This window comes from Streptococcus sp. GMD6S, assembly GCF_000297015.1.
Genome location: NZ_AJRH01000021.1, coordinates 19,611 through 28,724, shown reverse-complemented (window position 1 = coordinate 28,724; position 9,114 = coordinate 19,611). Strand labels below are relative to the sequence as shown.

8 protein-coding genes and 1 pseudogene are annotated in these 9,114 nt (G+C 42.0%); all 9 read right to left on the bottom strand.

Annotated features, from left to right (window positions below; genetic code table 11):
• Window positions 1-280 (bottom strand): annotated as a pseudogene (locus GMD6S_RS05100) (sensor histidine kinase); the annotation flags it as partial.
• A complete protein-coding gene (locus GMD6S_RS05095; RefSeq protein ID WP_000146571.1) occupies window positions 277-978 on the bottom strand; it encodes a response regulator transcription factor in 702 nt (233 codons plus the stop codon). The gene GMD6S_RS05095 and the pseudogene GMD6S_RS05100, both read right to left, overlap by 4 nt.
• Window positions 979-1,084: 106 nt before the next feature.
• Entirely contained in the window at window positions 1,085-1,822 is a 738-nt protein-coding gene (locus GMD6S_RS05090; protein ID WP_000759206.1) for a TraX family protein, read from the bottom strand.
• 144 nt (window positions 1,823-1,966) lie between these two features.
• A complete protein-coding gene (gene aguB / locus GMD6S_RS05085) occupies window positions 1,967-2,842 on the bottom strand; it encodes an N-carbamoylputrescine amidase (protein WP_001246713.1) in 876 nt (291 codons plus the stop codon).
• 9 nt (window positions 2,843-2,851) lie between these two features.
• Window positions 2,852-3,937 carry an agmatine deiminase gene (gene aguA / locus GMD6S_RS05080; protein WP_000969483.1) on the bottom strand — a complete coding sequence of 362 codons (1,086 nt, stop codon included), beginning with the start codon at window positions 3,935-3,937 and terminating at the stop codon, window positions 2,852-2,854.
• The gene (gene nspC / locus GMD6S_RS05075; RefSeq protein WP_000764343.1) at window positions 3,934-5,061 is read right to left on the bottom strand and encodes a carboxynorspermidine decarboxylase; all 1,128 of its coding nucleotides are present in this window, start codon (window positions 5,059-5,061) and stop codon (window positions 3,934-3,936) included. The genes aguA and nspC overlap by 4 nt, the downstream gene beginning before the upstream one ends.
• Window positions 5,061-6,320: a saccharopine dehydrogenase family protein gene (locus GMD6S_RS05070; protein ID WP_000088790.1), complete on the bottom strand. Its 1,260-nt coding sequence runs from the start codon at window positions 6,318-6,320 to the stop codon at window positions 5,061-5,063. The genes nspC and GMD6S_RS05070 overlap by 1 nt, the downstream gene beginning before the upstream one ends.
• Entirely contained in the window at window positions 6,317-7,177 is an 861-nt protein-coding gene (speE, locus tag GMD6S_RS05065) for a polyamine aminopropyltransferase (RefSeq protein ID WP_000366710.1), read from the bottom strand. Before speE ends, GMD6S_RS05070 begins: the two co-directional genes overlap by 4 nt.
• Entirely contained in the window at window positions 7,178-8,638 is a 1,461-nt protein-coding gene (locus GMD6S_RS05060) for an aminotransferase class I/II-fold pyridoxal phosphate-dependent enzyme (RefSeq protein WP_000732147.1), read from the bottom strand.
• Window positions 8,639-9,114: the final 476 nt, after the last annotated feature.

Genomic DNA, 9,114 nt, shown 5'->3' with positions numbered 1-9,114 from the left:
TATCATGAGCTATGTTACTGATTGCCATATCTAGGGTGTGTTTTTCACGCTTCATGATTAGCTGATTTTGCTCCACTACTTGAAATAGATTCTCAATTTGGTTATGTAGACGCAAAATGGTCTTTGAAAAGAAATTTACACCGATCCTCTTCATGCTACCAGAGCGAATCTTTTCTTCAATTTGTCTGCTTAAATCTTTAATTGCTATATGATAGCGAATCAAAGAAATCGCCAAAATGATGTTAATGAGGAGCAATATTGATATCAAAATGTAAATCATTGCTTGTCTCCTTTTAATCGAACACCAACTCCCCAAATGGTTTCGATGTATTCGTGATTTGGATCCAGTTGATGTAGTTTCTTACGGAGATTGCTTAGATGAGTGTTGAGCGTATTGTCTCCAGGCAGGTAACTTTCTTCCCAAATTAATTCATAGAGTTCTTCTTTGGTGAAGATTTTTTTAGGATGCTGGAGCAACATTTGGAGAATCTGGCACTCTTTCTTTGCAAGGCGAATGGTTTCAGTTGTGCTACTTATTTCAAAACTATCCGCATTGAACTGGATATTTTTAAAGTTTTGTACGAGGTTATCAATTTCTCTTCGATCTCCTGACTGATGTTCCCCACTTTGGCGTAATTGCACAGTGACTCTGGCAAAGACTTCGTCCAAATCAAAAGGTTTTACTACATAATCATTGGCACCATCTAAGAGATATTGGCTGATGAGCTTTTTATCACCTAAAGCAGTAAGCATGATGACCGGAGTCTGACTAGTTTGTCGAATAGCTTGCAAGACTTGATCGCCATTTTTCCCAGGGAGCATGATATCTAGCAAGACGAGATCAATGCCACCTTTGTCAAATTGCATGATACCTTCTGTCCCAGAAAATGCTTGAATCACCTCGTGTTCCTCTGCAAGAAGGATTCTTAAGATTTCCTGGATGTCATTATTATCTTCAATTACAAGTATGCTCGCCATAAACCTCGTCCTTTCTAAAACTATTATAACATGTTTTGTTGGGAATTCCAGATACAGAAAAGCTCCTCTCACATTTTAAGCAAGAAGGAGCTAATGAATATTGAATCTACTTAAGCAAATAAGCAATCAAAGTTATAATCCATAGATGAGCTGGGTAGAAAATATAAAAGAAATATTTACTCCAACTAGTTTCTTTTCCTCGCTGTCCATTATACAAGGCCATAAAAGGAAAGACGGTGATAAAGAGCCAGTCAGAATTGAAAAGCATCATTTCCAGTGTTTGGTGCCAAGTGTCGTATATTTGGATGGAAGTCACTAATAAGAAAGCCCACAGAAAGGCATAGAGGAGATTTCGCAAGCCCTTGCGATTTCGACAAGAGTAACTAATCAAGAGAAATGGTAGCATGGTGATGCCACCCTCAGTAAAAAGACAACCGAAAATCAAGAGCCCAGCAAGCCCAATCCGACGCCACAACTTCTCCTTTTTATCCAACTCTTTTCTGGGAAAACCAATCCAAAGCATGGTGACACCGATGGCCAAAGTCAAGAAAATATTATTATTGACCATTACTCCTTTGGATGCAAATAGGGCGTTGAGTAGGCTATTTCCAGCAAACATGATAAGCGCCCAACTCCAAAGACGGATGAGGTAGTTTTTCAAATTTCGAGTATGGATGAAGCCTTCCATAGCCATATAGGCAAACCAAACTCCCACACAACGGGTCAAGGCGTGAAAGATACCTTCCCACAAAGGAGAAACGATTCCGGTAATATGCGGAATATGGTCTAGAACCATTACTGCCGCCATCAGATACTTCAACTGTGTCGCATTCCATTTTTTCATAATAAACCTCTTTCTTTTTAATCTACATAGAGTATAGCATACATTTCCGCGTATAATCGTACACCTATCTTACATTTAAAAAGCCTATCTTACATTTTTGTAAGACAGGCGTGAATACCAAAAATTTATTATGAAAGTTACTTTCTAGTCGGTAATTCGTTGGTACATTTCGGGTCTTCTATCACGAAACAGTCCCCAGTTGAGGCGCTCGCTTGCTCCCTTATCAAGGTCATAAGTGGCTAATAAAACAGCTTCACCTTGTCTTTCAGCTCTCTCTAGAATAGCTCCTGTTTCATCCGTCATAAAGGAGGAACCGTAGAAGTCAAGACTGGAACTCTGTCCACCATTTTCCTCACTAGGAGTGACTTCTTCCAAGCCATAGCGATTGGCTGCAATAACTGGGACAATATTTGCTGCTGCGTGCCCTTGCATGGTACGTTGCCAGTGACCACAACTATCCGTATCTAAGATAGGCTCTGAACCGATAGCGGTTGGATAAAAGAGCAATTCAGCACCATTCAATGCAAGACAGCGCGCTGTTTCGGGGAACCATTGATCCCAACAGATACCGATCCCAATTTTAGCGTAGCGAGTATCCCAGACCTTGAAACCAGTGTTGCCAGGCGTAAAATAAAACTTTTCTTGATAATAATGATCATCTGGTATGTGTGTCTTCCGATAAACACCCAGCACTTCACCATCTGCATCAACGACGGCAATAGAGTTATACAAGACATTGCCATCTTTTTCGTAGAAACTAATGGGTAGAACAACTTCTAGTTCCTTAGCAATCACTTTAAAATGCTGGATGGCGGTATTTTCTGTCACTGACTGGGCATACTGGTAGTAGTCATATTGGCGTTCCTGACAGAAATAGGGACGTTCAAACAACTCGGGTAAGAGAATGATTTGTGCGCCTTGTTCTGCAGCCTGACGTACTAGACGTTCCGCTGTTTGGATATTTGTCGCCACATCCTTGGCGCATTGCATCTGGATCGCTGCAACTTTAACATTTCTCATCTTTTTCTCCTATTCTGGGATTTGTTGGGTGATACAGTGAATATTGCCACCACCTAAGAGAATATCTCTGGCTGGAATTCCTACGACCTTACGGTCTGGGAAACACTTGCTGAGGATATCTAGGGCCACTTGGTCGTTTACATCCTCAAACTGGGGCACTAAGACAGCCTTGTTGGCAATATAAAAATTGACATAGGAAGCTGCAAGACGTTCACCTGCATAACGCTCTTCTTCCCCTTCTTCATAGGTATAGCCTGGTAAATCTTCTTTAGTGACAACTTGACGAATAGCTGGGATAGGAAGCTTATGAATGGTGAAGTGACGCCCTTTTGCATCTGTTTCTTGCTCTAAGAGCTCTAAATCAGCTACTGACATGGCATATTGGGGATCATTTTGGTCATCTGTCCAAGCCAAGACAATCTCTGCAGGACCAACGAAAGCGGCAACATTGTCAACATGTTCATTGGTTTCGTCCTGATAAATACCATAAGGAAGCCAGATAACTTTTTCAGCGCCAAGGCTCTCTAATAAGGTGTTTTCAATTTGCGCTTTAGACAGGTGGGGATTGCGACCAGCGCTTAGTAGGCAACTTTCAGTCACAAGAATGGTTCCTTGACCATCGCTATGGATTGCTCCGCCTTCCAGTACAAAAGGTTTGGCCTCGTAAACAGGTATCTCTAAGAGTTCTGCAAAGCGACTGGCTACTTGGTCATCATCTTCATAATCTTGGTAGAGGCCATCGACTGTACCACCCCAGGCATTAAAAGACCAATCGACTGCCAACTTTTCTCTTTTTTCATTGACGAGAATGGTCGGCCCCGTATCACGCGCCCAGGCATCATTAGTAGGAATATCAAAATAAACAACCTTGTCTCCAAGATAGGATTGAGCTTCAGATAGATGGGCCTGCTCCACCAAAAGATAGACTCTTTCCCCTTCTGCTATGGTCTTGATAATCTGAGTAAATGCTCTTTTAGCAGCCTTTCCTTGGAAGGGCCATGAACCTGGTCGAGTTGGCCAGATCATGAGGGTGCCATGATGGGGTTCATACTCTGCTGGCATACGATAGCCTAATTTCTTTGGACTGTCCATCATGATAATCTCCCTTTAAAGTCTTGATAACCGAAGGCTTTGACTAAGCTGCAGTCTCCCTGCTCGTCCATGAGATAGAGACTTGGCAAGCCAATACCGTTAAAGGTATTATTTTTGACAAATGAGTATATTGCCATGTCTTCGAAATAAAGTCTATCACCGATTTGGACTGGATTTTCAAAGCTATAATCTCCAATCACGTCGCCCGTCAGACAGGTATTAGAAGAAAGTCTATAGGTATGGGCTTTTTCCTGCGGTTCAAATCCATTTCTCAAAGGTGGACGATAGGGCATTTCAAGTACATCTGGCATATGGCAGGTCGCGGAGGCATCTAAAACCAAAATATCCATACCGTTTTCGACAATGTCCAATACTTCAGTTGCTAGATAACCCGCATTGAGCGCAATAGCTTCACCCGGCTCGATATAGACTTCAAGATTGTAAGTTTCTCGAATTCTTTTAATCTCAGAAATCAGCAAATCCACATCGTAGTCTTCTCTGGTGATGTGGTGTCCACCACCCATATTGAGCCATTTAACTTGATACAAATAGGGTCCAAACTGCGCTTCTACTGCTTTCAAAGTTGTCTCTAAATCATCTGAACCTTGCTCACAAAGAGTATGAAAATGAAGTCCGTCCACTAAATCCAACAAATCACTCGGTATCTTGTCTAGGCTAACTCCAAACCGAGATCCCGGAGCACAAGGGTCATAGAGCGCGTGATTTCCTTGAGTTGAACACTGAGGGTTGAGGCGCAAACCGACACTGATACCAGCCTCTCGGCAACGAGCACCATGTTTACGCAACTGTCTCTCTGAGTTGAAGACGATATGGTCCGTTATTTCCAGCAATTCCTCCAAGTCTGCATCCTTGAAAGCTGGAGCAAAGACATGGACTTCCCCCGGAAACTCTTCTCTAGCCAGCTTAGCTTCATAAAGTCCACTAGCCGTCGTACCAGATAGATACTGGCTAATCAAGGGATATGTTTTATAGAGGGAATAAGCCTTTTGGGCAAGTAAAACTTTGCATCCAGCTTCTTCTTGTACATATTTTAGAATGCGACAGTTTGCTTCTAACTTGGCCAAGTCAATGACATAAGCTGGTGTGGGTACTTGTTCTAACTTCATTAGTCCACCATTTGCGGGTTTTCAACCACAACCCAAGGTAATCCATACTCATTCAAAGCTTCCATGAATGGATCTGGATCCAATTCTTCAAGGTTATAGACTCCAGCTTGTTTCCAAGTACCGTTCATAACCAATTTTGTCCCAATCATAGCTGGAACTCCAGTGGTGTAAGAAATTGCTTGTGAACCAACTTCGGCGTAACATTCCTGATGGTCGCAAACATTATAGATGTAGATGGTCTTTTCAACACCATCTTTTACACCTGTAAAGATACAACCGATATTGGTTTTACCAACTGTGCGTGGACCAAGGCTGGCTGGATCTGGAAGCAAGGCTTTCAAAAATTGGATTGGCACAATGTCTTGTCCATTAAAGTTAATAGCATCCGTACGAAGAAGCCCAACGTTTTCCAAGCATTTCATATGCGTTAGATAAGATTGACCAAAGGTCATAAAGAAACGAATGCGTTTGACACCAGGAATGTTCTTGGCCAATGATTCAATTTCTTCATGGTGAAGGAGATACATGTCTTTTTGTCCAACCTGAGGGAAATCATACTCACGCTTGATTGACATGGCTTCGACTTCGACCCATTTTCCATCTTCCCAGTAAGAACCTGGCGCAGAAACCTCGCGGAGATTGATTTCTGGGTTAAAGTTTGTTGCAAATGGATAACCGTGGTCACCACCATTACAGTCTAAAATGTCGATATAGTGGATTTCATCAAAATAGTGTTTGAGAGCATAGGCTGAAAAGACACTAGTCACACCTGGGTCAAAACCAGATCCAAGAAGAGCTGTTAAGCCTGCTTCTTTAAATTTCTCCTGATAAGCCCACTGCCACGAGTAGTCAAAGTAGGCTGTAAAACCAAGTTCCTTACAACGTTTCTCATAGATAGCACGCCATTCAGGGTCTTCCGTATCCTCAGCCTCATAGTTAGCTGTGTCGATATAGTGGACTCCAGTTGCTAAACAAGCGTCCATAATTGTTAAATCTTGGTATGGTAGAGCTACGTTCAAAACAGCTTCTGGTTTGTAGCTTTCAATCAAGGCAATGACTTCTTCTACCTTATCAGCATCAAGACCAGCTGTTTCAATCTTTGTACTTGTTTTACCTTCTAATTTAGCCTTCAAGTCATCGCATTTTGACTTGGTACGGCTAGCAATCATAATCTCTGTAAATGTTTCGCTATCTTGGCAAATCTTTGAAATAGCAACTTGGGCAACGCCCCCACATCCGATAACTAATAAACGACTCATTTTTTTCCTTCCTCTTCTTCTAAAATGTCTTCTACATACTTGGGCAACATAAAGGCTCCCACGTGTAAGTTTGCAGTATAGTATTCTGTGAAAAGCTGGCGTTTTTTCCAGCCTTCCTTGTCAAAATCTTTGATAGGGTGGTATTTTTTCGATGCAAATCCAAATAGCCAATAGCCAGCTGGACTGGTTGGGATATGGGCCTGATAGACTCGGCTGATTGGAAAGGCTTGATTAACCTTGCGGTGCATGCTTCGGCAAGCTGACTCATCTTCGTCAAAAAAAGGACTACCATGCTGGTAAATCATGATACCATCTTCTTTCAAAGCTCTGTAGCTGTTCCCGTAAAATTCCTTGGTAAAAAGCCCTTCCGTATGCCCAAATGGATCTGTCGCATCGTTGATAATGATATCGTAATCATCCTCACAGTTTCGTAAAAAACGAAGCCCATTTTGGTAGTAAATGGTAACACGAGGATCATCTAGCCCTGCAGCAAAGTCTGGGAAATACTCACGACAGACTTCAACCAACATCTCATCCGGTTCCACAATATCGATTTGTTCCAGTTCAGGATAGAGTGTTAATACTTGGGCAACACCCCCGTCACCACCCCCAATAACCAATACTTTCTTTGGATTTGGATGGACAGCCATGGGTACGTGGACGGTCATTTCATTGTAAACAAAATCATCTGCATCTGAAAACAAGACATGGCCATTTAAGATCAATATCTTTCCAAAAGCTGGTGTATCTAATACCTCAATATCCTGCCACTCACTTTTTCCAGCATAGAGTTGCTTGGCTGTTCTCAGGGACAGTTTCACATCTGGAGTATGAACTTCAGAAAACCATAAATCCATCTAGTTCTCCTTTCTCTCAATGATGTTGATGTGATTGACTTCTGGATCTTCCGTCCCTTGGAGGGAGCAACCACGTTCCTTGGCGAATTGTATATAATCCACAATCTCTCGTGTAATCCGTTCACCTGGTGCTAGGATTGGTATCCCTGGAGGATAGCACATGACAAATTCCCCACAGACTTGTCCAACAGAATCATCCAAGGTTAAACTTTTTCTTTCTGAATAGAAGGCTTCTTGTGGAGACAGCACCAACTCGGGCTGGATATATTCTCCAGCAATCAAGTCCTTCCCATCTCGAGAATAGAGTCTCTTAATATCAGCCAAAGCACCGACTAAGCGCTCGATGTCTTGGATGCGGTCGCCAATGGAAATATAAGCTAAGATATTGCCAATATCACCAAACTCGATCTGAATGTCATATTCATCCCGTAAGAGATCATAAACTTCAATCCCTGTTAAACCAATCCCCTGAGTGTAGACTGATAACTTAGTCACGTCAAAATCACAAACCGAGACACCGTCTATTAACTCTTTTGAGTAGGCGTAGTAGCCACCGATGGCATTGATTTCACGACGAGCATACTCAGATAACTCAATAACTTTCTCAAAGGACTCTTTACCACGAAGGGCTAGGTTTCTACGAGAAACATCGAGACTTGCCATCAGCAGGTAAGATGCTGATGTAGACTGGGTCAGGTTGATAATCTGACGAACGTATTCAGGATTCATCTGCTCCCCGATAAGTAAAATGGAGCTTTGGGTCAGACTCCCACCAGACTTATGCATAGAGACCGCCGCCATATCAGCACCTGCATCCATAGCAGAAATTGGAAGTTTATCTGTAAAATGCAAATGCGCACCATGAGCTTCATCCACTAAAACTAGCATGCCCACTTCGTGAGCCATCTCTGTTAATCCTCTCAGATCCGAACAAATCCCATAGTAAGTAGGATTGTTGATTAGGATAGCTTTAGCATCTGGATGCTCCTTAATTGCCTGGGCAACACGGTCATTTTCAAGTCCTAATGCGATGCCGATTTTGGGATCTACACTCATCTCGATATAGATGGGAATGGCACCACATAGAACCAACGCATTGATAGCAGATTTGTGGACATTTCGTGGAAGAATAATCTTATCTCCCGCCTTGCAGGTGGAAAGAATCATGGTTTGAACTGATGAGGTTGTACCTCCAATCATGAGAAAGGCATGGGCTGCACCAAAAGCATCCGCAGCTAATTCCTCCGCATCCCGAATAATCGAAATGGGATGACCAAGATTATCCAAGGGTTTCATAGAATTGACATCAATGCCAACACATTTTTCTCCTAACAGTTCGACAAGTTCTGGATTTCCTCGTCCACGCTTGTGACCTGGCACATCAAAGGGGACAATTCTTTTCTTGCGTAGCTTGACCAAGGCCTCATAAATTGGGGCTTGGTTTTGATCTAACTTCTTCAAGACATACTCCTTTACCATATTTTTAGCACCTCAAGAAGATAAAGGCGACTAAAGGTTGACTTATGAAAAAAGAGCAGGTTTTCACCTGCTCTGCAATCTTCTGACGTGTTTATTTTGGTTTCTGTTGAGTATGTCTGTTCCTGATGTTTCCTAACTCTCTAGTAGCAAATATTACGTACTTTATTGATCGTTTCACAAGATGACGTGTGCTTTCACCACACTAAAATTTATGAATTAGGACAAGCGTCCTAACATCAACTTATAAAAGTAGGCTTTTAACCCTATCAATAATGTGGCTTTTTAACCACGCTTCGGCATTCAACCCTGCCTGTCCGTAGGCATTTTTTACTCGGGTTTATATTTGCTAGAAAACATCATCTCATTTTCTAAGCCTAATAACTATATCATGTTTATAAGAACTTGTAAAGGATTTTGTGAAACTTTTTTAAAGAATTTTGTTTTTTGTTCGCAAAATA

Coding starts and splice junctions, on each gene's coding strand:
- GMD6S_RS05095 (WP_000146571.1), bottom strand. CDS start 978: ATGGCGAGCATACTTGTAATTGAAGATAATAATGACATCCAGGAAATC.
- GMD6S_RS05090 (WP_000759206.1), bottom strand. CDS start 1,822: ATGAAAAAATGGAATGCGACACAGTTGAAGTATCTGATGGCGGCAGTA.
- aguB (WP_001246713.1), bottom strand. CDS start 2,842: ATGAGAAATGTTAAAGTTGCAGCGATCCAGATGCAATGCGCCAAGGAT.
- aguA (WP_000969483.1), bottom strand. CDS start 3,937: ATGATGGACAGTCCAAAGAAATTAGGCTATCGTATGCCAGCAGAGTAT.
- nspC (WP_000764343.1), bottom strand. CDS start 5,061: ATGAAGTTAGAACAAGTACCCACACCAGCTTATGTCATTGACTTGGCC.
- GMD6S_RS05070 (WP_000088790.1), bottom strand. CDS start 6,320: ATGAGTCGTTTATTAGTTATCGGATGTGGGGGCGTTGCCCAAGTTGCT.
- speE (WP_000366710.1), bottom strand. CDS start 7,177: ATGGATTTATGGTTTTCTGAAGTTCATACTCCAGATGTGAAACTGTCC.